The organism is Achromobacter sp. RT286_PF, from assembly GCF_059760425.1.
In genome coordinates, this window is record NZ_JCBAMR010000058.1 from 1 (window position 1) to 25,904 (window position 25,904).

Annotated in this window: 20 protein-coding genes; 15 read left to right on the forward strand and 5 right to left on the reverse strand. The window is 64.3% G+C overall.

Annotated features, from left to right (window positions below; genetic code table 11):
* Positions 1-43: 43 nt before the first annotated feature.
* Positions 44-943, reverse strand: coding sequence for a recombination-associated protein RdgC (locus tag AC6LJY_RS26400; protein WP_006218333.1), 900 nt, complete (start codon positions 941-943; stop codon positions 44-46).
* Positions 944-1,094: 151 nt separating this feature from the next.
* Between AC6LJY_RS26400 and AC6LJY_RS26405 the strand changes: the two genes are divergently transcribed.
* Positions 1,095-1,304: a hypothetical protein gene (locus AC6LJY_RS26405; RefSeq protein ID WP_046802820.1), complete on the forward strand. Its 210-nt coding sequence runs from the start codon at positions 1,095-1,097 to the stop codon at positions 1,302-1,304.
* A gap of 384 nt (positions 1,305-1,688) precedes the next feature.
* Here AC6LJY_RS26405 and AC6LJY_RS26410 read toward each other — a convergent pair whose 3' ends face one another.
* The 3 genes from AC6LJY_RS26410 to AC6LJY_RS26420 all read right to left on the reverse strand — a co-directional run bounded on the left by AC6LJY_RS26410 (position 1,689) and on the right by AC6LJY_RS26420 (position 5,759).
* Positions 1,689-3,350, reverse strand: a complete 1,662-nt coding sequence (locus AC6LJY_RS26410) for an MFS transporter (RefSeq protein ID WP_046802821.1) — start codon at positions 3,348-3,350, stop codon at positions 1,689-1,691.
* 230 nt (positions 3,351-3,580) lie between these two features.
* The gene (locus AC6LJY_RS26415; protein ID WP_498137139.1) at positions 3,581-4,957 is read right to left on the reverse strand and encodes a sensor histidine kinase; all 1,377 of its coding nucleotides are present in this window, start codon (positions 4,955-4,957) and stop codon (positions 3,581-3,583) included.
* A 112-nt stretch (positions 4,958-5,069) separates the two neighbouring features.
* Positions 5,070-5,759: a response regulator transcription factor gene (locus tag AC6LJY_RS26420; protein ID WP_006218337.1), complete on the reverse strand. Its 690-nt coding sequence runs from the start codon at positions 5,757-5,759 to the stop codon at positions 5,070-5,072.
* A 315-nt stretch (positions 5,760-6,074) separates the two neighbouring features.
* On the opposite strand from AC6LJY_RS26420, the gene recA reads away from it, so the two are divergent.
* Entirely contained in the window at positions 6,075-7,136 is a 1,062-nt protein-coding gene (gene recA / locus AC6LJY_RS26425) for a recombinase RecA (protein WP_006218338.1), read from the forward strand.
* 193 nt (positions 7,137-7,329) lie between these two features.
* Positions 7,330-8,142, forward strand: a complete 813-nt coding sequence (recX, locus tag AC6LJY_RS26430) for a recombination regulator RecX (protein WP_498137134.1) — start codon at positions 7,330-7,332, stop codon at positions 8,140-8,142.
* Between the two features lie 60 nt (positions 8,143-8,202).
* Here the strand turns inward: recX and AC6LJY_RS26435 are convergent, their stop codons facing one another.
* On the reverse strand, positions 8,203-9,123 hold the full coding sequence (locus AC6LJY_RS26435) for a LysR family transcriptional regulator (protein ID WP_046802824.1): 921 nt from the start codon (positions 9,121-9,123) through the stop codon (positions 8,203-8,205).
* Positions 9,124-9,267: 144 nt separating this feature from the next.
* On the opposite strand from AC6LJY_RS26435, the gene metE reads away from it, so the two are divergent.
* From metE to ppa, 12 genes are all read left to right on the forward strand, one after another.
* Entirely contained in the window at positions 9,268-11,565 is a 2,298-nt protein-coding gene (gene metE / locus AC6LJY_RS26440) for a 5-methyltetrahydropteroyltriglutamate--homocysteine S-methyltransferase (protein ID WP_498137135.1), read from the forward strand.
* A 221-nt stretch (positions 11,566-11,786) separates the two neighbouring features.
* Positions 11,787-15,806, forward strand: coding sequence for a Pls/PosA family non-ribosomal peptide synthetase (locus tag AC6LJY_RS26445; RefSeq protein ID WP_498137136.1), 4,020 nt, complete (start codon positions 11,787-11,789; stop codon positions 15,804-15,806).
* Positions 15,807-15,974: 168 nt separating this feature from the next.
* Complete coding sequence (locus tag AC6LJY_RS26450) at positions 15,975-16,577, forward strand: DUF2889 domain-containing protein (protein WP_046802827.1); 603 nt, start codon at positions 15,975-15,977, stop codon at positions 16,575-16,577.
* A 10-nt stretch (positions 16,578-16,587) separates the two neighbouring features.
* A complete protein-coding gene (gene sucC, locus AC6LJY_RS26455) occupies positions 16,588-17,748 on the forward strand; it encodes an ADP-forming succinate--CoA ligase subunit beta (RefSeq protein WP_046802828.1) in 1,161 nt (386 codons plus the stop codon).
* A 103-nt stretch (positions 17,749-17,851) separates the two neighbouring features.
* Positions 17,852-18,733, forward strand: a complete 882-nt coding sequence (gene sucD / locus AC6LJY_RS26460; protein WP_006218345.1) for a succinate--CoA ligase subunit alpha — start codon at positions 17,852-17,854, stop codon at positions 18,731-18,733.
* Positions 18,734-19,019: 286 nt separating this feature from the next.
* The gene (locus AC6LJY_RS26465; RefSeq protein WP_046802829.1) at positions 19,020-19,718 is read left to right on the forward strand and encodes a TerC family protein; all 699 of its coding nucleotides are present in this window, start codon (positions 19,020-19,022) and stop codon (positions 19,716-19,718) included.
* A 110-nt stretch (positions 19,719-19,828) separates the two neighbouring features.
* Positions 19,829-20,548 (forward strand): TerC family protein, encoded by a 720-nt coding sequence (locus AC6LJY_RS26470; RefSeq protein ID WP_039883011.1) that lies wholly within the window; start codon positions 19,829-19,831, stop codon positions 20,546-20,548.
* A gap of 118 nt (positions 20,549-20,666) precedes the next feature.
* The gene (gene hemC, locus AC6LJY_RS26475) at positions 20,667-21,614 is read left to right on the forward strand and encodes a hydroxymethylbilane synthase (RefSeq protein WP_498137137.1); all 948 of its coding nucleotides are present in this window, start codon (positions 20,667-20,669) and stop codon (positions 21,612-21,614) included.
* Positions 21,614-22,414, forward strand: coding sequence for a uroporphyrinogen-III synthase (locus AC6LJY_RS26480; RefSeq protein ID WP_104143211.1), 801 nt, complete (start codon positions 21,614-21,616; stop codon positions 22,412-22,414). The genes hemC and AC6LJY_RS26480 overlap by 1 nt, the downstream gene beginning before the upstream one ends.
* A 37-nt stretch (positions 22,415-22,451) precedes the next feature.
* Positions 22,452-23,645, forward strand: a complete 1,194-nt coding sequence (locus tag AC6LJY_RS26485) for a uroporphyrinogen-III C-methyltransferase (RefSeq protein ID WP_046802889.1) — start codon at positions 22,452-22,454, stop codon at positions 23,643-23,645.
* A 5-nt stretch (positions 23,646-23,650) separates the two neighbouring features.
* Complete coding sequence (locus AC6LJY_RS26490; protein WP_498137138.1) at positions 23,651-25,270, forward strand: heme biosynthesis HemY N-terminal domain-containing protein; 1,620 nt, start codon at positions 23,651-23,653, stop codon at positions 25,268-25,270.
* Positions 25,271-25,302: 32 nt separating this feature from the next.
* Complete coding sequence (ppa, locus tag AC6LJY_RS26495) at positions 25,303-25,833, forward strand: inorganic diphosphatase (protein ID WP_046802833.1); 531 nt, start codon at positions 25,303-25,305, stop codon at positions 25,831-25,833.
* The last annotated feature ends 71 nt before the right edge of the window (positions 25,834-25,904 follow it).

A 25,904-nucleotide genomic window follows, 5' to 3' on the forward strand; every position in this document is an offset into this window, starting at 1 on the left:
ATTCATGGGCGGTCTTTGCTTGGGGCGTGATCCGCGTAAGCGATCAGATCTTCTTTTCGCCGCCCAGCGCTTCGACCAGTTCGGCCATCATCTTGGCCAGTTCGCCCGTCATGAGCATCATGTCGGAATCGAACTTTTCATCGTCGTTGGCGGCAACGCCTTCGTTGCCTTCCTTCAGTACGTCCAGCGGCGACACGCGCTTGACGTCCAGGCCTTCGGTCAGCACGAACGAAATGCGGTCGGCCCACGTCATGGCCAGGCGCGTGCACTGCTTGCCCGACTGGATGTGGCGGCGCACGTCGTCGGCGTCGATCGAGTGCTTCACGTAGCGGATGGCCGCGCCGCTTTCACCCGACGAACGCAGTTCGGTGTCCTGGTCGATGCTGAAGTTCGAGGGAGCCTCGTCTTCGGCCAGCCAGCCCGTCATGGCGGACGCGGGCGATTGCGCCACGTACAGGTTTTCAAGCGGGAAGGGGTCCACGCACTTGGCCAGCAGGCCGATGACTTCGTCGGCTTTCGCGGAAGCGGCGGCGTCAATGACCAGCCAGTGGTTTTGCGGATCGATCCAGACGCGCGTGTCGCGATAGACGCTGAAGGCGCGCGGCAGCAATTCGTCAGTGACGCGTTCCTTGATTTCCTTCATCTGCTTGCGGCCCGGCTTGTAGCCTTGCTGCTCTTCGATTTCCTGGGCGCGCGCCTTGGCGACCTGGTTCACGACGGTGCCCGGCAGAAGCTTCTTTTCCGCGCGCAGGCTAAGCAGGATCTGCCCGTTCACGACGTGGGCAAGCCCGCCGTTTTCGCGCGGCGGGACCCAGCCCAGGCTTTGCATTTCAAGGTTGTTGCCCGCTTGGTAGGCGTGCCGCGCAAGCGTTTCTTCAAGCTGATCGCCAACGAGAGTCCACGGCGAGGAGAGGCGGTAAATCTTGAGGTTTTTGAACCACATGAGCGTCGGCCAAAAGGGTTGATTCTATACGACGCGGCCGGTTTGCCGAAGTGCTGCAATACGGTTGCGACAGGCGACACGTTCTGTCACTGACATAGGGCGGGCGTTGCGTTAACTTGCGCGCACCGACATGGAATCGGAGAGGAAAAACATGAAAATCATTGGCGCCATCCTGATCGTCCTGGGCATTGTGGCTTTGGCCTACAAGGGCTTTAACTACAAGTCCGAAGAGACCGTTTTGCAGATCGGCTCGGTCAAGGCCACGGCCGAAACCGAGAAGTCGGTGCCGATCCCGATGTGGGCCGGCATTGCCGCCATCGTGGCGGGCGTGCTGGTTATCGGTGTGGGCATGCGTCGTTAAGCAGGCCCCGCATCCGCACAATGATGGCCGCCTGGCGGCCATCATTTTTTTTGGGCGCCGACTTTTTCGCGCTGACTTTCTCGCGCGGAAAAAAAGCGGCCCGGCTCAATAAAGGCCGGGCCGGTACGGGAGCACACAATACCGCGTCATAAAAGGCTCGCGGGGAACGCGGTATCGGTGTCAGAGCACTGGCCCTGCAATCGTCTGACAGGGGGATCAATCGTCATTCGATCTGAAGCAAGGCCGCAATCTGAGGCGCCAGTCTAAGCGCCAGGGTCTGACATCGTCCTGAAAATGCGCAGAAGTTTCGGGCAAAAAAAAAGCTCCATAAGGAGCTTTCAAGGCCGGGCAGGCGCAGCAGTCCCGCCCGGCGGGGGATGGTCTTTACGCGTTGATGTCGTTGTCCTTGGATTCGCGCACGAACAGCGTGCCGATGACCAGGGTCATGACGGCGATGATGATCGGGTACCACAGGCCGTCGTAGATGTTGCCCGTGGCTGCCACCACCGCGAAGGCCACCGGGGGCAGGAAGCCGCCGAACCAGCCGTTGCCGATGTGGTACGGCAAGCTCATCGAGGTGTACCGGATGCGGGTCGGGAACATTTCCACCAGCATGGCCGCGATGGGGCCGTAGACCATGGTCACGTACAGCACCAGGATCGCCAGCAACACCACCACCATGACATTGTTGCTTTGCGCCGGGTCCGCCTTGGCCGGGTAGCCGTGGCTGCGGATCGCGGTGGTCAGCGCCTTGTCCAGTTCAGCGGCCTTGGCCTTGAAGTCGGCCGGGGCCATGGACTTGCCGTCGAACGAGGTGAATTCGTCGTTGCCGATCTTGACCTTCGCGACCGAGCCGGCCGGTGCGGCTTCGTTCTTGTAGTTCACCGAGTTGCGGGCCATGAAGGACTTCACGACGTCGCAAGAACTGGTGAACGCGGACGTGCCCACCGGGTTGAACTGGAACGAGCACGTGCCGGGGTCGGCAATGACGGTGACCGGGGCGGTGGCCTGGGCCTTTTCCAGCGCCGGGTTGGCAAAGTGCGTAATGCCCTGGAAGATCGGGAAGTACGTTGCCGCGGCGATCAGGCAGCCCGCCATGATGATGGGCTTGCGACCGATTTTGTCCGACAGCGCGCCGAACACCACGAAGAAGGGCGTGCCGATCAAGAGCGCGACCGCAATCATGATGTTGGCCGTGTTGGCGTCGACCTTCAGCGTTTGCGTCAGGAAGAACAGCGCGTAGAACTGACCCGTGTACCAGACCACGGCCTGGCCGGCGGTCAGGCCCAGCAGCGCCAGGATCACGACCTTCAGGTTCTTCCACTGGCCGAACGATTCAGCGATCGGCGCCTTCGAACCCTTGCCTTCTTCCTTCATGCGCTTGAAGGTGGGCGATTCGCTCAGTTGCAGGCGGATCCACACCGAGATGCCCAGCAGCACGACCGAAATCAGGAACGGAATGCGCCAGCCCCAGGCTTTGAAGTCGTCTTCGCCCATGACCGTGCGGATGCCCAGGATGACCAGCAGCGACAGGAACAGGCCCAGCGTTGCGGTGGTCTGGATCCACGACGTGTAGAAGCCGCGGCGGCCGTGCGGCGCGTGTTCAGCAACGTAGGTCGCCGCGCCACCGTATTCACCGCCCAGCGCCAGGCCTTGCAGCAGGCGCAGCAGGATCAGGATGGCCGGAGCCGCCAGGCCGATGCTGGCGTAGCTGGGCAGCACGCCCACCAGGAAGGTAGACAAGCCCATGATCACGATCGTGACCAGGAAGGTGTATTTACGTCCTACCAGGTCACCCAGGCGGCCAAACACCAGCGCGCCGAACGGGCGCACGGCAAACCCGGCGGCGAACGCCAGCAACGCGAAAATGAAGCCCGCGGTGGGGTTCACGCCAGAGAAAAAGTGTTGCGCGATGATGGCTGCGAGCGAGCCGTATAGATAAAAGTCGTACCACTCAAAAACCGTGCCCAGCGACGATGCGAAGATGACGCGGCGTTCATCCTTGGTCATCGGGCGCGGTTCCGCGGAAGGACCGCGGCCTGCCATGGTTGTTGTGCTCATGATGTCTCCTCGTTTTTTGGCCGGCGGTTTTCCGCCGTGCTTGGCCCTTTGCCGGTCAAGCCGACATCGAGCTATGCGCAACATTGAGCCGCGACCCTGACGAGGTTCTGACGGAACCCTTACCCGAATCTTAAAATTGAAACAGAAAGTAACCGCTCCGCAGGGAGCTAGGGATAGTCCTTAGCTGTCGGCCGGGCTGCCCGACACGCGCCGCGCTAGCTTTCGTGCCGATCCGCCGGGTCGGCGTACTGCGGGAACACGACGCTGATGCGGGTGCCTGGCAGGTCGGAATGGGGGTTGGGATGGTCGTCGATCAGCACCGTCGCCTGATGCTTTTGCGCGATCTCGCGCACGATGGCCAGACCCAGGCCGCTGCCGTCGGACGCGGTGCCCAGCACCCGATAGAAGCGGTCGAAGACGCGCTCGCGCTCGTTGGGCGCAATGCCCGGGCCGGAATCTTCCACTTCCAGCACGGCCAGGTCGCCGCGACGCTGCACGCGCACGGTGATGTGGCCGCCGCGCGGTGTATAGCGCAGGGCGTTGTCGACCAGGTTGTTGAGCAGTTCGGCCAGCAGGAGCGGGTTGCCGTTGATCTCGACCGGATCGTCAGAGCCCTCGAAGCCCAGGTCGGTGCTCAGCGACAACGCCTGCGACACCCAGTGCATGGCCTGCTCGTAGGCGATGGCGTTCAGATCGGTGCGCGTCAGGCCGATGGCGCTGGGGTTTTCGGCGCGCGCCAGCAGCAGCAACTGATTCACCAGCCGTGTGGCGCGTTCGGACCCCGTCACCAGCTGACGCAGGCTGGATTGCATTTCTTCGGGGCTGGCATCGCGCAGCGCCAGTTCAGCCTGTGTGCGCAGCCCGGCAAGCGGCGTCTTCAGTTGGTGGGCGGCGTCCGCCACGAAACGGCGCTGCGCCTGCACGTTGGCCGACAGCCGATCCAGCAGGTCGTTCATGGCGGCGACCAGCGGCGCGATTTCTGAAGGGGCCGCGCGTTCGTCGATGGGCGACAGGTCGTCAGGCCGACGCGCGCGCAGGCGCTGCTGTAGCGCATTGAGCGGCGCCACGCCGCGCGACAGGCCGAACCACACCAGCAGCACCGCGATCGGCAGCACCACGAACTGCGGAATGATCACGCCCTTGATGATGTCGTTGGCCAGTTGCGTGCGCTTTTCCACGGTCTCGGCCACGATCAGCAGCGCGGGCTGCGTGTTGGGCAGGTTCAGGTCCACCCACGTGAACGCCAGGCGGATGCCGAAACCGCGCATGGTGTCGTCTTCGTATTGGACTTCGCCCGGGCGCGGCTGGCCCACGGTGGCCGGTAGCGGCAGCGCGCGATCGCCGCCCAGGTATTCGCCCCGGCTGCCCAGTACCAGCCAGAAGACGCTGTCGGTTTCGTCGGCGCGCAACACGTCGCGCGCGGCGTCGGTCATCTTCAGCACGGCCCGGCCGTCCTGCGCATGAACCTGCCGCGTCAACACATGCAGGTTGTTGGCCAGCGCCCGGTCGTACGGCACGTTGGCGATGTTCTGGGCGACCACGTACGTGATCGCGACGCTCATGGGCCACAGCAGGAACAGCGGCGCCAGCATCCAGTCCAGGATTTCGCCCAGCAGCGAACGCTGCGGCGGCGCAAAGCTCGGGCCCTTGGACCCGGCTTGCATGATATCCAGCGCTTCCTGATTCAGCGGCTCGGGCCGGGGGTCAGCTGGCGAGGTACGCGGCACCCTGGTCCCGCTCCAGACAGTAGCCCAGGCCACGCACGGTGACGATCTTCACGCCGCTGGGTTCGAGCTTCTTGCGCAGCCGATGCACGTAGACCTCGATGGCGTTGGTGCTGACTTCTTCGCCCCATTCGCACAGGTGGTCCACCAACTGCGTCTTGCTGACCATGCGGCCGCTGCGCGTCAGCAGGATTTCCAACAAGCTGACTTCGCGCGCCGAGAGGTCCAGCGTCTGGTCGTCGACGATGGCGACGCGGCCCGTCTGGTCGAACAGCAACCGGCCATGCTTGAGCATGGTGGCGCCGCCGCCCGCGCCGCGTCGCGTCAGCGCCCGCACGCGCGCTTCCAGTTCGGACAGCGCAAAAGGCTTGGCCATGTAGTCGTCAGCGCCCAGGTCCAGGCCTTTCACGCGCTGTTCGATGCTGTCGGCGGCGGTCAGGATCAGAACGGGCAGGGCGGAGTTGCGGGCGCGTAACCTGCGCAGCACTTCCAGCCCGGCCAATTGCGGCAGGCCCAGATCCAGAATGAGCAGGTCAAACGCCTGGGCCGCCAGCGCAGAGTCGGCGGCAAGCCCGTCACGCACGGCGTCTACCGCGTAACCGTTATGCCGCAATGACCGGGATAGGCCATCGGCCAGAATGCTGTCGTCTTCGGCGATCAGGATGCGCATGGGGGCGGCACGGAAGCTGCAAAAAGGTCCCTGTGACGCCGACGCTTTGCGTGCCGGCTGCCCCGGGGTAGGGGGCTATCGCCTTGTGGGCGGCCCGGCGGTGGAATAGGGACGAAACGCCGGGGTCGGCTTCGATTCTGTCATACGGCGCCAGGCTTGCCCACTCAGGGAATACGTGCAAAACTCTGGCACACTGGTTTTTTGTACAGTACAATCCGATGCAATAATCTGAACCTGATTCAAAACAGCAACGCTGCGGTCCAAGGGTGCTCCTTCATGCCGCAACCACCAGATACGTCACAGACAGGACTTTACATGGACGACAAAACCACCAAGGCCGCCGCATCGGAAAAGGCCAAGGCGCTTGCCGCCGCGCTTTCGCAGATCGAAAAGCAGTTCGGCAAGGGCTCGATCATGCGTTACGGCGATAACGAGGTCTCGCACGATATCCAGGTGGTTTCCACGGGGTCGTTGGGTCTGGACATCGCCTTGGGCGTCGGCGGCCTGCCGCGCGGCCGTGTGGTCGAAATCTACGGCCCGGAATCGTCGGGCAAGACCACGCTGACGCTGCAAGTCATCGCCGAAATGCAAAAAATCGGTGGCACCTGCGCCTTTGTCGACGCCGAGCACGCGCTGGACGTCCAATACGCCAACAAGCTGGGCGTGAACCTGACGGACCTGCTGATCTCGCAGCCCGACACGGGCGAGCAAGCGCTGGAAATCACCGATGCGCTGGTGCGTTCGGGTTCGGTTGACCTGATCGTCATCGACTCGGTGGCCGCGCTGGTGCCCAAGGCTGAAATCGAAGGCGAAATGGGTGATTCCCTGCCGGGCCTGCAAGCCCGTCTGATGAGCCAGGCGCTGCGCAAGCTGACCGCCACGATCAAGCGCACCAACTGCATGGTCATCTTCATCAACCAGATCCGCATGAAGATCGGCGTCATGTTCGGCAACCCCGAAACCACCACGGGCGGCAACGCGCTGAAGTTCTACGCGTCGGTGCGCCTGGACATCCGCCGCATCGGCTCCATCAAGAAGGGTGACGAGGTCGTCGGCAACGAAACCCGCGTCAAGGTCGTCAAGAACAAGGTGGCGCCGCCGTTCAAGCAAGCTGAATTCGACATCATGTACGGCGCCGGTATTTCGCGCGAAGGCGAAATCATCGACCTGGGCGTGGCCGCCAATGTGGTGGACAAGTCGGGGGCGTGGTACAGCTACAACGGCAACCGCATCGGCCAGGGCAAGGACAACGTCCGCGAATACCTGAAAGAACACCGCGACATGGCGATCGAAATCGAAAACCGCGTTCGCGAGAACCAGGGCATCGTCAGCCGCGCCGCTGAATTCGTGCCCACGGCGGAAGACACCGCCGAATAAGCCTTCCGCCTGCCCCGGGCGCAGTGTCGCCAGGGACGGCGGACAGGCTTATCGCAGCGGGGCTGGGCGGTGATGCCGCACAGTCAGATACGGCAGGCGCCATGACGGGCCTGCCGTTTTGCATTATTCGTCGGACAGGGTTCGCCGCGTCTTTATCGATCCGGCGTCCGTCCTTGACCAAGGCAGAAAGCGCATGAGCTGGAAATCGACCCCCGCGTCAGCCGACCGCCTACGCGCCAAGTTGGATGACGAGTTTGAAACCGTCGCCAAGCCGCAAGGCTTGCGACGCAGTTCGGACGCGCGTCGCGAACAGGAAGCGGCCGAGCCCGCCGCTGACAAAGATGTCTGGCAGCGCAGTTCCGAGCAGCGCGCGCTGAAGCCCCGCACTTCCCGCACGTCACGTACGTCGGGTATGTCGGGTATGTCGGGTACGTCGGGTATGTCGGGCACTTCGCGTACATCGCGGACATCGCGTCCCCAGGACACTTCCGACACGTCGGACACCTCTGACACGTCGCCAACAGGTGACAACGCCGGGGATGCGGCCAAGCCTGCCCGCAAGGGCCCATCGCTGAAAATGCGCGCGGTGGGATATCTGTCGCGTCGCGAGCACGCCCGCGAGGAACTGGCGCGCAAACTGGTCGCCTACGCCGAAGACGCCGATGAAATCGACAGCGTGCTGGATGCGCTGGAAAAAGAGGGCTGGCTGTCCACCGAACGGTTCGCACAAAGCCTGGTGCATCGGCGTGCGTCGCGCCAAGGCGCGGCGCGCATCGTGCAGGAACTACGCCAGCACGGCGTGGACGATACCCAGGTGGCCGAATTGCGCGAACAACTGCGCGCCACCGAATACGACCGCGCGCTGGAGGTCTGGAAAAAACGCTTCGACGCCAAGCCGCCAGACCGCACGGCCTATGCCAAGCAGGCGCTCTTTCTGGCCAGCCGGGGCTTCGCGCACGATGTCATCCGTCGAATCCTGGGCGAAGGCGACGGCGACGGCGATTGACCGGATCTTGCGCGGCCCCGCGAAGATGGCTCGTCGCTGCCGCCCCCCGGGCGGCTTTTTTTACGTCTTGGCCGACTTGATACCCGACAGCGTCTTGAAGCATACGTCGCGCGTAATGGTCAGGAACTCGTCGATGTAGGACGCGTCCGTATCTTCGCTGCGCACGGTTGCATACAGCGTGCGCCAAACGCCTTGCGGTCCCAGCCGGCACAGCCGCAACCAGCCCTGGTTCATGTATTCCGTCAGCGCCCAGTTCGGCAAGGCCGCCACGCCACGGTTGCTGGCGACCAGCTGCGCAATGATCGGGGTCAGTTCGGCCTTGCGAATGGCGGCGGGTTCGACGTCGGCGGGGTCCAGAAACGCGGTGAAGACGTCCAGGCGTTGTTTGTCCACCGGATACGTAATCAGCGTCTGGTCCGCCAGCTGGTCGGGCATGATGAATTTGTTGCCGGCCAACGGGTTCGCTTCCGACACCGCCAACACCAGTTCGTACTTGAACAAGGGCAGGTATTCCACGGCGTCCAGCGGTTGCGGGTCCGACGTGATCACCAAGTCCAGGTCGCCGCGCACCAGGGCAGGCAGGGGGGCGAACGAAAACGCCGCCGACAGGTCCAGCGCGACGTCGGGCCACTGCACCCGGAATGCGTCCAGCGCCGGCATCAACCACTGAAAGCAGGAGTGGCAGTCAATTGCCAGATGCAGTCTGCCGCTGCGGCCGGCCGCCAGCCGTTGCAGGTCGCGTTCGGTTGCGCGAATGCGGGGCAGGACTTCATCCGCCAGCGCCAGCACGCGCAAGCCGGCCGTGGTCAGGCGGGCGGGGCGGGTGCGGCGGTTCAGCAGCGGCGTGCCCAGCCGGGTTTCCAGGTCGCGCAATTGGTGCGACAGGGCCGACTGCGTCAAGTGCAGCCTTTCGGCGGCTTCTTGCAGACTGCCGCCCTCGCGGATGGCGGTAAGCGTTTCAAGATGGCGGATTTCTAGCATGGGAAGGGCGGGCCGACGAAGAATGATCGCCCTAGTATATGAGAAATCCTCATCTTATCCATGTATACATTGATTTTGATTCATGTATGTTTGCCTGCACAATGGTCGTCACTTGAACAAACTTTGGCTAACGGCGGTGTTCTCATGACTACTATTCATAATCTGGGGTTCCCCCGAATCGGCGCCCAGCGCGAATTGAAGCGCGCGGTCGAGGCCTATTGGGCCGGCAAGCAAACCGCGCAAGCGCTGGAAGAGACGGGCCGCGAGTTGCGGGCCAGGCACTGGAAGCTGCAAGCCGCCGCCGGCTTGAAGTTTGTGCCGGTGGGAGACTTTGCCTGGTACGACCAGATCCTGGAATGGACCACGCTGCTGGGTGCCGTGCCCGCCCGCTTTGGTCAGAAGGACAACGAGGCAGTGTCGCTGGACACGCTGTTTCGCATGGGCCGTGGCCGCGCGCCGTCGGGCAAACCCGCCGCCGCTTGCGAGATGACCAAGTGGTTCGACACCAACTATCACTACATCGTGCCGGAACTGGTGCCCGGCCAGGCGTTCCGTATCGCCCGCGAATCGCTGTTCGAACAAGTCCAGGAAGCGCACGCGCTGGGCCACGAGGTCAAGCCCGTGATCCCCGGCCCGCTGACGTGGCTGTACCAGGGCAAGGGCGACGCGTTCGCCGGTGGCGCCGCTGACGAAGGCAAGCTGCAACTGCTGGCTGCTTTGCTGCCGGTGTATCAGCAAGTGCTGGCGCGTTTTGCCAAGCAGGGCGTGCAATGGGTGCAGATCGACGAGCCCATCCTGGTGCTGGACCTGCCCCAAGCCTGGCGCGATGCCTACGAATCGGTATACGCCACGTTGGCGGCCAGCCCGGTCAAGCTGCTGATCGCCACCTACTTTGACGGCTTGAAAGACAACCTGACCACCGCGCAAGCGCTGCCCGTGGCGGGCCTGCACGTGGACTTGGTCCGCGCACCCGAACAATTGCATGACGTCGTGGCCGGTTTGCGCGCCGGCCAGGTGCTGTCGGCCGGCGTCATCAACGGCCGCAATATCTGGCGCACGGACCTGGACGCGGCTATCGCCACGCTGGCACCCATCAGGCAACAACTGGGCGACCGTCTGTGGTTGGCCCCGTCGTGCTCGCTGCTGCATGTGCCGGTAGACCTGGCTAATGAAACGGAGCTGGATGCCGAACTCAAGAGCTGGCTGTCGTTTGCGGCGCAAAAACTGCAAGAGCTGAACCTGCTGGGTCGCGCGTTGAACAACGCCACCGACACCTCTGTGCAGGATGGGCTGATCAAGCAACGCGCCGCGCTGACGGCTCGCCGTTCGTCGCCGCGCATTCACAACCCGCTCGTGAGCCAGCGCATGGCTGGCGCGACCGCCGTGTCGCGAGACCGCGCACCGTTTGCCGGCCGCATTGCGCGCCAGCAAGAACAGCTGGGCCTGCCCGCGTACCCGACCACCACGATCGGATCGTTCCCGCAGACCGCCGAAATTCGCGCGTTGCGTCGCGACTGGAAAGCCGGCGCGCTGACGGATTCAGGCTACGAGAACGCCATCCGCAAGGAAATTGAAGAAGTCATCCGCTTCCAGGAAAAGGTGGGCCTGGATGTCTTGGTGCACGGTGAACCCGAGCGCAACGACATGGTGGAGTATTTTGGCGAACTGCTGGCCGGCTTTGCGTTCACCAAGAACGGTTGGGTGCAAAGCTATGGGTCGCGTTGCGTCAAGCCGCCGATCATTTTTGGCGACGTGGCCCGGCCCGCGCCGATGACGGTGGGTTGGTCGTCGTACGCGCAATCGCTGACGGACAAGCCGGTCAAGGGCATGCTGACCGGCCCGGTCACCATCTTGCAATGGTCGTTCGTGCGCGACGACCAGCCGCGTGAGCAGACCTGCCGCCAGTTGGCACTGGCGCTGCGCGACGAAGTGGTGGACCTGGAAACCGCGGGCATCAGCGTTATCCAAATCGACGAGCCTGCCATCCGCGAAGGCCTGCCGCTGCGTCGCGCCGACTGGAAGGCGTACCTGGATTGGGCGGTGGATTGCTTCCGCTTGGCGACGGCGGGCGTGCGCGATGAAACGCAGATCCACACCCACATGTGCTATTCCGAATTCAACGACATCATCGAATCCATTGCCGCCATGGACGCCGATGTGATCACAATCGAAACGTCGCGTTCGAACATGGAATTGCTGAAGGCGTTTGAAGATTTTGATTATCCAAACGACATCGGCCCCGGCGTCTACGACATTCATTCGCCCAACGTGCCGGACGTCGATTGGATGGTCGGCTTGATGGAAAAGGCGGCGACCCGTCTGCCCAAGGAACGCCTGTGGGTGAATCCTGACTGCGGCCTGAAGACGCGAGCCTGGCCTGAAACCGAAGCCGCGCTGATCGGTATGGTGCAGGCGGCGCGCGCGCTGCGCCAATCGGCCTGACGCCAAACCGTCACCGGTCCGCCTGCCTTCAAAACGGGGCGGCGCCAACAACCCCTTGCGTGATGCCGCCGGCATTGCGCAAGGGTTTTTTTTAATGCGCGGGCGTGAACGAATTTTCGCGGCGTTGGTCAATTAAGCCACCCTGGCATCGGCTGCCGCCCATGCCATGGCTGCTGCGTTAGTTGCATCCTATTCTTTGCTGCCGGATTGTCGCCGTCCCTATGATTCTCCAAGGCCCTTATCGGCCGGATCTGCTTCTTGCGGAAACGCTGCCCGATATTTTGGAAGCCACGATCCTGCGGCACCCCACCGCCATCGCCATTCACTGGCAGGATCAAACACTACGCTATGACACGCTGGGCCAACGCGCATCTCTTGCCGCGCACCATCTGATTCAGGCGGGCGTGCGGCCCGGGCATATCGTCGGCTTGTGCTTGCCGCGCGGCGCCGACCTGCTGGTGATGCAGGCGGCCATCGCGTTGGCCGGCGCGGCCTGGCTGCCCTTTGAAGCCGACACGCCGCCGGACCGCATGCTGGTGTGTTTGCAGGACGCTGGCGCGAATGGCCTGATCGCCAGCGCGGACGTGCGTCTGGATGGCATGGTCACCTGGACGCCGTGGGCGCTGGCCGTTCCCGTTCAGGGCGCACTGAACCGGCGCGCAGGGCTGCGGCCTGAACACCCCGCTTATGTGATCTACACCTCTGGCTCAACCGGCAAGCCCAAGGGCGTACCGATCACGCATGCCAGCATCTGCCATTTCCTGCGCAGCGAAAACGAAGTGTTGGGCGTGCGCCAGGACGACAAGGTCTATCAGGGCTTCTCGGTGGCGTTCGACATGTCGTTCGAGGAAATCTGGATCAGCTACCTGGTGGGTGCCAGCCTGTGGGTGGCGCCCAAGATGTTGACGACCGACCCCGAAGGGCTGCCCGACGCGCTGGTGCGCGAAGGCGTCACGGTGCTGCATGCGGTGCCTACGCTATTGGCTTTGTTCGCGCGCGACGTGCCCGGCTTGCGCATCGTGAACCTGGGCGGCGAAGTGTGCCCCGACTTTCTTGTGCCGCGCTGGGCCACGCCCGGCCGTCGCTTGTTCAACACGTACGGGCCGACTGAAACCACCGTTTCCGCCAGCGTGGCCGAGCTCATGCCGGGGCAAGCGGTGACGATCGGTGTGCCGCTGCCCAATTACGGCATGCTGGTGCGCGGTGATGACGGCGCGGTGCTGCCAGCGGGGCAGGTCGGCGAGCTGTGCATCACGGGCCCCGGCGTGGCCGACGGCTACCTGGGTCGGCCGGCGCTCACGGCAGAAAAATTCCTGGCCAATCCTCGGCCCAGCGGCAGTCATGACACGCGCATGTATCGCAGCGGCGATCTGGCGCGCATCGACGAGCACGGGCAGATCCATTGCCTTGGGCGCAGCGACGATCAGGTCAAGGTGCGCGGCTTTCGCGTCGAGCTTGGCGAGATCGAGGCGGCGCTGTATCGCCAACCCGGCGTGGGCGCCGCCGCCGTGGTGTTGCGCGATCTTGCCGGTATCGACCAATTGGTGGCGTTCGTAATGCCGGAAAGCGACGCGCGCCTGGATCCGCACGCCTTGCGAGCAGCCTTGTCACAAGAGCTGCCGGCGTACATGATTCCGGCCCGCTTTGAATTCGTGGCCGAGGTGCCGCGGCTGACGTCGGGCAAGATCGACCGCAAGACGCTGCGGGCGCGCGAGCTGGACACCGCGCAGCAACCGTCCACGGAAGACGACGAGCCCGTCACGGCGGGCGAGCGCGCGTTGTTCGATGCGCTGCGCCCGTTGTTTCCGGGGCAGCCGCTGCATCTGGCCAGCGACTTCTTCCGAGATCTGGGCGGCCATTCCCTGCTGGCCGCGCGGCTGGTTTCGTCGCTGCGCAAGCATCCGAATTTATCAGCGCTGAGCATGCACGAGCTATATCAGCATGCTGGCGTGGGCGCGTTGGCCGCGCGCCTGGATGCGTTGATGGCAACGGCAACGGCAACGGCAACGGCAGCCGAAGCCGCCCCGGCGTCCACCGTACCACCGACCGCCACCGGGGGCGCCGCGCACGAGGCCTCACTTTTGCGCGCGCCGGAATGGCGCCGCTGGACGTGCGGCCTGGCGCAGTTGGCCGCGCTGCCATTGTTGATCGGCGTGCGCATGCTGATCTGGCTGACGCCGTTTTTCACCTATCACTACCTGACCGGTGACGATGGCGATTCGGTCTGGCGTGCCGTTGCCTGGTCCATCGCCAGCTACCTGGCCTGCAACCTGCTGAGCTTTGCCGTGGCCGTCGCCTGTAAATGGGCGATTGTCGGCCGCCAGAAGCCGGGCCGCTATCCGTTGTATGGCTGGCGCTTTTATCGTTGGTGGCTGGTCGACCGCATTCTGGATATTCCGCCCGCGCACCTGCTGGCGGGCTCGCCGCTTCAAGTCTGGTATCTGCGGGCGCTGGGCGCGCGCATCGGCCGCGACGCTGCCATCAGTCGGGTGTCGGTGCGTGCGCCAGACCTGCTGACGGTGGGCGATGGCGTCAGCATCGGCGCCGCCGTCAATCTTGAAAACTTCGCCGTGCGCGGCGGCATCTGGGAAGTCGGCCCGATCACGCTTGCCAACAACGCCTATGTCGGTTCGTATTCGGTGCTGCAAGGCGATGTCGAGATGGGCGAAGGCGCGCGGCTGGAAGGGCTGTCATCGCTGGCCGGCGGTACGCGCGTGCCCGCGGGGCAAACCTGGACGGGCGCGCCGGCGCGACATGACCCGCGCGCGCAGCCGTCTGATCTGCCGCCCCGGCCCGTGCGCGAAGGGCGCTGGCGCCGGCTGGACGTGCTGGCCTACGCGGCGGGCGGCACGCTGATCGCCGCGCTGTTCTTCATGCCGGTCTTTCCCAGCTTCGTGTTGATCGATTGGATCGACGCGCGCTGGCTCGACCTGATGGGCTCGCGCGCGTCGTGGCCCATCGCATTCCTGTGCTATCTGCTGCTGGCGCTGCCGGCCAGCGCCTTGCTCTTGCTGTTGACCGTGCTGGCGTGCGCGGTGCTGCGCTGGTCGCTGCTGCCCAGGCTGTCGGCCGGCCGCTGGCCGGTATATGGCCAGATCTATCTGCGCCGTTGGTTGACCAATCAGATCCAGGAGGCCAGCCTCAGCGTGCTGCACGGCCTGTATGCGTCCATCTATGCCGGGTCGTGGTACCGGCTGCTGGGCGCGAAAGTAGGGCGCGGCACCGAGATTTCCACCGCGATGGGCATCGTGCCAGACATGCTGACCTTGGGGCGCGACAGCTTCATTGCCGACGGCGTGATGCTGGGCGACGAGGAAATCGACCAGGGCTGGATGCGCTTGCGCCCAACCGTCATCGGCAACCGCAGCTTTGTGGGCAACGGGGCGTACGTGCCCGACGGATCGGTGTTGCCCGATGACGTCCTGATCGGCGTGCAAAGCCGCGCGCCGGCCAATGCCGCGATGGCCAGCGGTCAGACATGGCTGGGCAACCCGCCGCTGGCGCTGCCCGCGCGCGAGCAGACGGCCGGCTTTCCCGCCCACTTGACCTTCCGGCCCAGCACCGGCCGCAAGGTGGCGCGCGGCGCGGTCGAGGGCATGCGCATGATCCTGCCGCTGGCGGTGGTGATCGCGGTGGGCTATCTGACCGTCATGCGCGTCATTCCCATCGCGGCGGTCGACGGGTTTATCGGCGCGTTCGACGAGTTGATGCTGGCTGGCGTGCTGTACGGCGTGGGCACTTTCCTCTTTGTGGTGTTGCTGAAATGGGCGCTGATGGGCCGCTACCGGCCGCGCGCCGAGCCGATGTGGACGCCGTTTGTGTGGAAAAGCGAGGCGGTGACGAGCCTGTATGAGTCCATCGCGGTGCCGAACTTCTTCAATTTCCTGCGCGCCACCCCGTGGCTGCCGCTGGCGCTGCGCTGCCTGGGGGCGCGCATCGGCAAGCGGGTGTTCATGGATACGACCGACGTCACCGAGTACGACTGCGTGTCGATCGGCGACGACGCGGTGCTGCACGCCGGGTCGGGGCCGCAGACCCATCTGTTCGAAGACCGGGTCATGAAAATCGGGCCGGTCGATATCGGCCCGGACGTGAACGTCGGCCCGCGCAGCACCATCCTGTACGGCACCCACGTGGAAGCCGGCGCCCGCCTGGGCCCACTGACGTTGGTGCTCAAGGGCGAGACGATTCCGGCGGGGCAGGCGTGGATGGGCAGTCCGGCCACACCGTGGGCAGTCTGAGGGCGCCGGGCAGGGCGGGCGGCGGGGTGAGCCGGATGGTGCGCGGGAGCGCCGGCATGGCCCGCCCCCGCAAACCGGCCATTTGCTACCAGGCCGCCTGCGCTATACTTTCAAGGTTTTGTTGCCGCGCACCATGCGCAGGCCATCTTCGCCCCGCAGGCCCCCAGCATGCCCTTGCCACCGCCCGATTACCCTCGCCAACCGCTGCACACGCGTTCCATACGCGTGCAGTCGTATGCGCGCGAGGACGGCAATTGGGACCTGGAAGCCGAGCTTATCGACGTCAAGGCGTACGATTTCCCCAAAAGCGACGGCAAGATGTTCAAGGCCGGGCAGCCCATCCACCATATGCACCTGCGCATCACCATCGACGAGGAATACTCGATCGTGGACGCGCAGGCTGTCTATGATGCGGCCCCTTATGGCGGTCATTGCATGGCCATCGAGGCGGCTTACACTGATTTGATCGGCATGAATCTGCTTAAGGGATTCCGCCGCCAGGTCAAGGAGCGGTTCGGGCACGTGGCGGGCTGTACGCACATGACCGAGCTGTCGCAGGTGCTTCCCACCGCGGCGGTCCAGACCATGGCCAACCGCCGGCGGCAGGAAACCAACCCGAACCGGCGTCCATTCCAACTGGACGGCTGTCATGCGCTAAGCACTGGCGGCCCGGTGGTGGCTGAGCACTATCCCAAGTGGTACACGGGGGGTAGCGCTGAGGCATCGGCCGATTCGTCCTCCGATTCACCTTCTCTTTCTCATACGTCCTGACAGGTAACACATGAAAATCCACGAGTATCAAGGCAAGGAACTGCTGAAGCAATTTGGCATCCCGGTGCCGCGCGGGATCCCCGCTCTTTCCGTCGACGAGGCCGTGGCTGCCGCTGAAAAGCTGGGTGGACCGGTCTGGGTCGTCAAGGCGCAAATCCACGCGGGCGGCCGCGGCAAGGGCGGTGGCGTCAAGCTGGCGCGCTCGCTGGAAGACGTGCGCAAGCTGGCCTCGGAAATCCTGGGCATGCAGCTGATCACGCACCAGACCGGCCCGGAAGGCCAGAAGGTCCGTCGCCTGTACATCGAAGACGGCGCCGACATTCAAAAGGAATACTACGTGTCGCTGGTCACTGACCGCGCCACGCAAAAGGTTGCCTTCATCGCTTCCAGCGAAGGCGGCATGGACATCGAGGAAGTGGCTCATTCCACTCCCGAGAAGATCATCACCGAATACATCGACCCGCTGACCGGCCTGTCGGCCGAGCAAGCCACCAAGATCGCCAACGCGATCGGCCTGCCCGCCGACTCCACCGCCCAGGCCGTGGACGTGTTCCAGAAGCTGTATCAGTGCTACATGGAAACCGACGCGTCGCTGGTTGAAATCAACCCGCTGAACCGCGACGGCAAGGGCAACATCATCGCCCTGGACGCCAAGTTCAACTTCGACTCCAACGCCCTGTTCCGTCACCCGGAAATCGTCGCCTACCGCGACCTGGACGAAGAAGACCCCGCTGAAATCGAAGCCAGCAAGTTCGACCTGGCCTACATCCAGCTCGACGGCAACATCGGCTGCCTGGTGAACGGCGCCGGTCTGGCCATGGCCACGATGGACACCATCAAGCTGTTCGGCGGCGAGCCGGCCAACTTCCTGGACGTCGGCGGCGGCGCAACGGCCGAGAAGGTCACCGAAGCGTTCAAGATCATGCTCGCGAACAAGAGCGTGAAGGCCATTCTGGTCAACATCTTTGGCGGCATCATGCGCTGCGACGTCATCGCCGAAGGCGTGATCGCGGCTTGCAAGGCCGTCAACCTGAACGTGCCGCTGGTCGTGCGCATGAAGGGCACCAACGAAGAACTCGGCAAGAAGATGCTGGCCGACTCCGGCCTGCCGATCATCAGCGCCGACACGATGGCCGAAGCGGCCACCCGCGTCGTAGCAGCCGTCAAGTAAATATGCCCCCTCGCCGCGCCCCTTCGTGGCTTGCTGCCCCCCATGGGGGAGCTTTCCACCTTGGGACGGCCCGGCGGTAAAAGAAATTGCCAAGGATTCACAAATGTCGATTCTGATTAACAAGGACACCAAAGTCATCACCCAGGGCATCACGGGCAAGACGGGCCAGTTCCACACCCGTATGTGCCGTGAGTATGCCAATGGCAAAGCCGCCTTCGTGGCCGGCGTGAACCCCAAGAAAGCGGGTGAAGACTTTGAAGGCGTGCCGATCTTCGCTTCCGTCAAGGAAGCCAAGGCCGACACCGGCGCAACCGTGTCCGTCATCTACGTGCCGCCCGCCGGCGCCGCTGCCGCCATCTGGGAAGCCGTCGAAGCTGAACTGGATCTGGTGATCTGCATCACCGAAGGCATCCCGGTCCGTGACATGCTGGAAGTCAAGAACCGCATGAAGGCCAAGGGCAGCAAGACGCTGCTGCTGGGCCCGAACTGCCCCGGCCTGATCACGCCGGACGAAATCAAGATCGGCATCATGCCCGGTCACATCCACCGCAAGGGTCGCATCGGCATCGTCAGCCGTTCGGGCACCTTGACGTACGAAGCCGTGGCGCAAGTCACCGAACTGGGCCTGGGCCAATCCAGCGCCGTCGGTATCGGTGGCGACCCCATCAACGGCCTGAAGCACGTCGACGTCCTGAAGATGTTCAATGACGACCCCGACACCGACGCCGTCATCATGATCGGCGAAATCGGCGGTCCGGACGAAGTCAACGCCGCTGAATGGGCGAAGGACAACATGAAGAAGCCGGTCGTCGGCTTCATCGCTGGTGTCACCGCTCCTCCTGGAAAGCGCATGGGCCACGCTGGCGCCCTGATCTCCGGTGGCGCCGACACGGCCGACGCCAAGCTGGAAGTCATGGAAGCCTGCGGCATCCGCACCACGCGCAACCCCTCCGAAATGGGCAAGCTGCTCAAGTCGGTGCTGTAAGTCTTACAGCATTGCGTTTAAGAAAGCCCGCTTCGGCGGGCTTTTTTTTGTCCGTTCGGCACGTGTCCGGATCGAAATTTCTGTGGTTTTACTAGGGTAATCCCGTGTCCAAACTGCGTTCGTCCAAACATACGGAAAGCTGAACGAAACTATAATGAAAGAAATTTCGCACGTACCCAGCAAGAATGCCGTCGGGCTCGCACCAAGACGGTCAGTACGGCTTTTGGTTTTTTTCATCCATTAATTTGGTTCGTCCTAGGGGGATCAACACCTAGGAAAGAGAGGCATGGAACTCAGTTCAGCGGCATTCTGGATAGCGCTGCTCCAGATCATTTGGGTCAATATTCTGCTATCGGGCGACAACGCCGTGGTTATTGCGCTGGCGGCGCGCTCGCTGCCTCCGGCGCAGCAAAAGAAAGCGATCACGATCGGCTCGGCCGCCGCGATCATCATGCGTATCGTGCTGACCCTGGTGGCGGCCAAGTTGCTGTTGTTGCCGTACCTGAAGCTGATCGGCGCGTTGCTGCTGGTCTACATCGGCGTGACGCTGTTGTTGCCGGAAGGCGAAGACGACGGCGCGGGCAAGACGCAAGGTAATCTGCTGACCGCCATCCGCACTATCATGATTGCCGACCTGGTCATGAGCCTGGACAACGTGGTGGCCGTCGCTGCCGCGGCGATGGGCGACACGACCTTGCTGGTGTTGGGCCTGGCCATCAGCATCCCCTTGGTCATCTTCGGCAGCACGTTGCTTCTGAAGGTTATCGAGCGCTTCCCGATCATCGTCTGGGTGGGTGCGGCGTTGCTGGGCTTTATCGCCGGCGAATTGTTGGTGGGTGATCCCGCCTTGCAAGAGCCGGTGGCGCGTATCGACGCGGCCCTGGGCGTATCGCATCACAGTTTCGAACTGATGACGGGTGCATTGGGCGCGATTCTGGTACTGGCAATTGGTAAAGTTTTGCTGATGCGCCAGAAAGCTGAATGAAAGCTGAATTACAATAATTAGTTGTTTGAATGATCTCGCCGCGCAGCGCGCGGCGAGGTGGCCGGCTCGGGACCGGCCTTTCTTTTCATAAATGCCTTCGGGGGTTCATAGTGCTTGAGTTTTTCCAGACGCTGAGTTGGGCAGCGGTATTCCAGATCATCCTCATCGACATCCTGCTCGGCGGCGACAACGCGGTGGTTATCGCGCTGGCGTGCCGCAACCTTGCGCCCAAGCAGCGCATGCAGGGCATTCTTTGGGGCACCGCGGGCGCCATCATCCTGCGTGTCGTGCTGATTGCTTTCGCATTGACGCTTCTGTCGATTCCTTTCCTGAAGGTCGTTGGCGGTCTGCTGCTGGTCTGGATCGGCGTCAAGCTCTTGATCCCTGAAGACGATGCCCATGGCAACGTGAAGGGCGGAACGTCCATCGCCGCCGCCATCAAGACCATCATCATTGCCGACTTCGTGATGAGCCTGGACAACGTGATCGCCATCGCCGGCGCGGCCCAGAACGCCCACGCCGACCACCAGATCGGCCTGGTCGCCTTCGGCCTGATCGTCAGCGTGCCGATCATCATCTGGGGCAGCACCCTGGTCCTGAAGCTGATCGACAAGTATCCCTTGGTGGTTACGTTTGGCGCCGCGCTCCTGGGCTGGATTGCCGGTGGCATGCTGATTACCGATGTGGTTGTCGAACGTCAATTCGGTGTTCAGCCGACTACGGTTAAAATCGCTGCAGAAATTATCGGCGCCTTGCTCGTTGTTGTCCTTGGACGGTGGCTGGCAAGCCGCAAAACCGCTTCCAAGGAATCAGCACATGAGTCTGCGTAGATCCGTCGATCCCCAGCAATCCGAATCGGGCCTGAGCCTCCTTCAGGGCCTTTTCGTGCTGGCCATCCTCGGGGTAGTCGCGACGGTCATCGTCTCCAATTTCGTTTGATGACCGCACGTGTCTCTTCCGCAACGCCTGGTCATCGCGACCCGCGCCAGCCGGCTTGCCCTGTGGCAAGCCGAGCATGTGCGCGACCGGCTGCGCACGCTGTACCCGGCGTGCGCGGTTGAGCTTCTTACCCTGACAACCCGAGGCGACCAGATCCTGGACCGTACCCTGTCCAAGGTCGGTGGCAAGGGTCTTTTCGTCAAGGAACTTGAAAACGCGTTGCTCGACGGGCGCGCCGATCTTGCCGTGCACTCATTGAAAGACGTGCCGGTGGATCTGCAAGCCCCGTTCGAGCTTTGCGCCATTCTTGATCGCGCGGACCCGCGCGATGCCTTCGTATCGAATCGCTACGCCTGTCTGGCAGATCTGCCGGCGGGCGCGGTCGTGGGTACGTCAAGCTTGCGGCGCGAATCGCAGATTCGTGCGCGCTTTCCTGATCTGGTGGTCAAACCGCTACGCGGCAACCTCGACACGCGTCTGGGCAAGCTGGACAAGGGCGAGTACGACGCCATCGTGCTGGCCGCCGCGGGGCTGGAACGCCTGGGTCTTCAGGCGCGCATCCGCAGCCTGCTGGACCCGGCCGACAGCCTGCCGGCCGCCGGGCAGGGCGCCTTGGGCATCGAAATTCGCAACGACCGCGACGACATGCGCGCGTGGCTCGCGCCGTTGATCAGCGCGGCCACCACGTCATGCGTGCAGGCCGAGCGCGCGGTGTCCCGCAGGCTGGGCGGTTCCTGCCAGGTGCCGCTGGCGGCGTTTGCCCAGATCTCTGGCGACACCTTGTCATTGCGCGCCTTGGTGGCCTCGCCGGATGGCGTGCGCATGGTCCACACCACCCGCAGCGGCCCGGTGGCCGATGCCGAAGCCCTGGGTGAAGCCGCCGCACAAGAGCTGCTGGATGCCGGCGCCGCCGCCATCCTCCAGGAACTGCTGCAAGCCGAGCCCCGGCCGGACTGATGTCCACCCCCGCCCGAGTCGCCGTCCTGACGCGGCCCGAAGGGCGCAACGAGGCGCTGGCCGGCCGTCTGACCGACGCCGGCTGGTCCGCCTGCATTCTGCCAGCGCTGGAAATCCACCCGCTTGATGTCCCGGCCGCGCAATTGCCGCGTCCGGACGACTTCGACATGGTCGTGTTCGTCAGCGGCAACGCGGCCAAGCAGTACTTGCGCCAACTTGCTGCCGCGCACGGTCCGCGCCCCTGGCCCGCCGGGGTGATTGCCGCCACGGTGGGTCCGGCCAGCGCCCAAGCGCTGCGCGAGTCCCCCGCGTTTGGCGCGAATACAACAGTTCTGCACCCTGGCGACGAGGCTGCCAGCCACGATTCCGAAGCCTTGTGGGCCGTGTTATGCGGCTTGCCTGCCTTGCCGGCGCGCGTGCTGCTCGTGCGCGGCACGCAGGGCAGGGACTGGCTGGGCGACAAGTTGCAGGCCCATGGTGCAGCCGTGACGCGCTACGCCGCCTATCTGCGGCGGCCCGCCGTCTGGGACGCCTCGGCGCTGGCGCCATTGCGCGGCTTGGCCGAAGCGGGCGTATCGGCTACCTGGCTTATCACCAGCGGCGAAGGGGCCGACGCCGTGCGCGCAAATCTGGACGCCGCGGGCCTGGCGGCGTGGTGGCGGCAGTGCCAGTTTGTGTTGACGCATCCAACGCTGACGCGGCGCGTGCCGCCGGCCTGTCATGGCGCCGACGGGCCAGCAATGGTAAAAATCTGCTTGCCCAACGACGAGTCGATATTCCAGGCTTTTGTTGCTGCTTGATTCGTTGCATCGGACTGACACCGAATACAATCGCGTCATGACAGACAAGACTCCCGCTACCGATCCGGTCGTTCACACGGCCGCCCCGGGCGCAAGCGCGCCCGCATCGGCCCCGGCCGATCCCGTCAAGGCCCGTCCGGCCAAGCGCGGCAATGGCCCCTTGGTCACCGCCCTGATAATCGTCATCCTGCTTGCCGTGGGCTTGGGTTACGCGTTGTGGAAGCAACGCACCCAATTTGTGTCCGCCGGCCGCGAGGTTGCCACGCGCATCGACACGCTGACCGCCGACGTGGCGCAGGCGCGCAAGGACACGCGCGAGGCCCTGGCGCTGGCGCAAGCGCAAGCCGGCCGCGTGGGCGAACTTGAAGACACCGTCCGCGAAACCCAAAGCCAGTACAACGCGCTGCAACAGGCCTGGCAAAACTTCAACGACAGCGCCAGCGACGAACTGCTGGCCAACGACGTCGAACGCCTGTTGACCATCGGCAACCAGCAATTGCGCCTGGCCGGCAACGTGTCCAACGCCATCGTTGCGCTAGAAACCGCGCAGGCCCGTCTGGCACGCGCCGACCGTCCGCGCTTCTCAAGCCTTCAGCAAGCCATCAACGGCGACCTGGATCGCCTGCGCGCCGTCTCCACCGTGGACATTCCCGCGCAATCGGCGCGCATCGAACGCCTGGTGGCGCTGGTCAACAAGGCGCCGCTGCTGGTGCCCGATTCCGCCGCGCCGGGCATGGTTGCCACGGGCGATGCCCAACCCGCCGCCGCGCCCGCGCCGACGATCGATCCGCAGGCCGGCTTGCCCGCCGACGCGCCCTGGTGGCAGCGTTGGCGAGCCGAAGTCGCGTCGTGGCCGGGCCGTGCAGGTTCGGCCCTCGCGCACGAGCTTGGCGGCCTGATCACCATTCAGCGCGTTGACGAACCCGCCGCCTTGCTGCTGTCGCCCGAGCAAGCCGACCAGGTGCGCGGCACGCTGCGCCAGCGCCTGTTGACCGTGCAGTTGGCCATGCTGATGCGTCAGCCCGCCGTCTGGAAGAGCGAGCTCGACAACGTCGGCGTCACCTTGTCCAAGTACTTCGATTCCCGTTCGCCCGATACGGTCGCCGCGCAAACGTTGGCGCGTGAACTCGCCCAGACAGACATCGCCGTGCGCATGCCGGACGTGGCCGACAGCCTGAATGCCGTGGCCGCCTTGCGCGCCGCGGGCTTCAAGAACAGCGGGCAGGATTGAGCCTTATGCGTACCTGGTTCTGGACACTGCTGCTCGCCGTCATCGCCGTCGCCCTGGCGGTGGTGCTGCGCTCGCATTCCGGCAACGTGCTGTTGCTGGTCTGGCCGTGGCGCATTGGGATGTCGCTGACGTTGGCCGTGCTGCTGATCGTGGCCGCCTTCATCGTGCTTTATGTGGGTTTGCGTTTGCTGGCATGGCTGCTTGCCATTCCGGATCGCGTTCGCGTGTGGCGCGGCAAGCGCGCACAGGCGCGTGACCACGAATTGCTGGAACGCGGCTGGATCGGCCTGCTTGAGGGCCGCTACGCAGTCGCCGAGAAGGACCTGACCAAGCTGCTGGACCAAACCAAGGTGCAAACGCGCCGGGTGCTGGCGGCCTTGTCCGCGGCGCGCGCCGCGCATGGCCTGGGCGAATTCGACCGGCGCGACCGCCTGCTTGCCACCGCGCAAGAACAGGCCGGCACCGACCCTGGCCTGACGGAAGCCACGGCAACCGTGTCGGCCGACATGCTGCTGGACCAGGGCCGCCCCGAGCGCGCGCTGGCGGTACTGGCGCCGTTGGCTGACGGCGGCGCGCGCCATCTGCACACGATGCGCCTGCTGCTGCGCGCGCACACCGCGTTGCATCACCAGGAACAGGTTTTCACGCTTGCGCGTGGGCTGGTGCGTCGTAATGCCCTGGCCCGTGCCGAGGCCGACGTGTTGATCGATACGTCCGGCGCCGCACGCCTGCGCGCGGCCGCCCACAGCGACGCGTGGCGCGCCATCTGGAAAGATCTGAAGGCCGAAGAGCGCCTGCTGCCCGATATCGCGCTGGCTGGCGCCGCCGCCTTCGACGCGGCCGGCGAGCCCAACGAAGCGGCGCGCGTGCTGGAAGCTGCCATCGCCGTGAAGTTCAACCCCGCACTGGTGGCCGCCTACGCCCGCTGCGACGCCGAACAGGTGTCGCGCCGTCTGGCCAAGGCCGAGACCTGGTTGCAGCAACGTCCGACCGATCCCGATCTGCTGACCGCGCTGGGCATGCTGTGCCTGAACGGCCAGTTGTGGGGCCAGGCCGAGCGATACCTGTTGCGCAGCCTCAGCCGCCGCAGCGATGCGCAAACACATGCGTTGCTGGGCAGCCTTTACGACCGCCTGGATCGGCCCGCCGATGCCGTGCGCCACTGGCGCCTGGCCACGGCGGCCAGCATGGCGCTGCCGGTGCTGGCGGCCGACGCGGCCTTGCCCGCGGCGGACACCGGATCGGACCCGTACCGCGTGGATGCCGAAGGCGGCTATGCGGTGGGCTTGTCGGACACGGACGGCGATGCCGATGTGGGCGGCGACTACCCGTCGTTGCCGCCGGCGGTAGCGGCCTCGGCCTCTGACTACGTGCTGGACCCGGACGCCCGCGTCAGCCGTGACCAGCGCGACCGCGCGCTGGCGCCCGAAGACGCGCCGCTGGCCGGCGGCACGTCGGATATCGACGAGTACTTCGACAGCGCCCCGATTCCGGCGGCGGCTTTCGATGAACCCGTGCCTACGTATTCGCCGGCGCCCGCCGCCCCCGCCAAGCCCACGCCCGCCCCGGCGTCGGTGCCGGTGCCGACGACCAAGCCGCCGTTCAAGGACGACGGCTCGCTTTGAACATTTCTTCAGACAAACAACAAGGTTGAATCATGAGTCTTGATCGCGTCTCCCCTGGCAAGAAGCTGCCGGAAGACTTCAACGTCATCATCGAAATCCCCATGAACGCCGACCCGGTAAAGTACGAGGTCGACAAGGACACGGGCGCGATTTTCGTTGACCGCTTCATGCTGACCGCCATGCACTACCCGTGCAACTACGGCTACATCCCGCAAACCCTGTCGGACGACGGCGACCCCGCCGACGTGCTGGTCCTGACCCCGTTCCCGATCCAGATCGGCGCCGTCGTGCGCTGCCGCGCCATCGGCGTGCTGGAAATGGACGACGAGTCGGGCGGCGACGCCAAGCTGTTGGCCGTGCCGATTGAAAAGCTGTACCCCCCGTACCGCAACATCAAGTCGTACGAAGACCTGCCGACCGAAGACGTCGCGCGTATCCAGCACTTTTTCGAGCACTACAAAGATCTCGAAAAGGGCAAGTGGGTCAAGGTCAAGGGTTGGAAGGGTGTGGACGCCGCTCACGAAGAAATCGTGAACAGCGTCGAACGCTACAACAAGGCCTGATCAGGCTTTGGTCCGCGCCGGTGTTGCACCGGCGGGGGCCTTGATGCGGCGCGGCCGCGACGGCATGATGC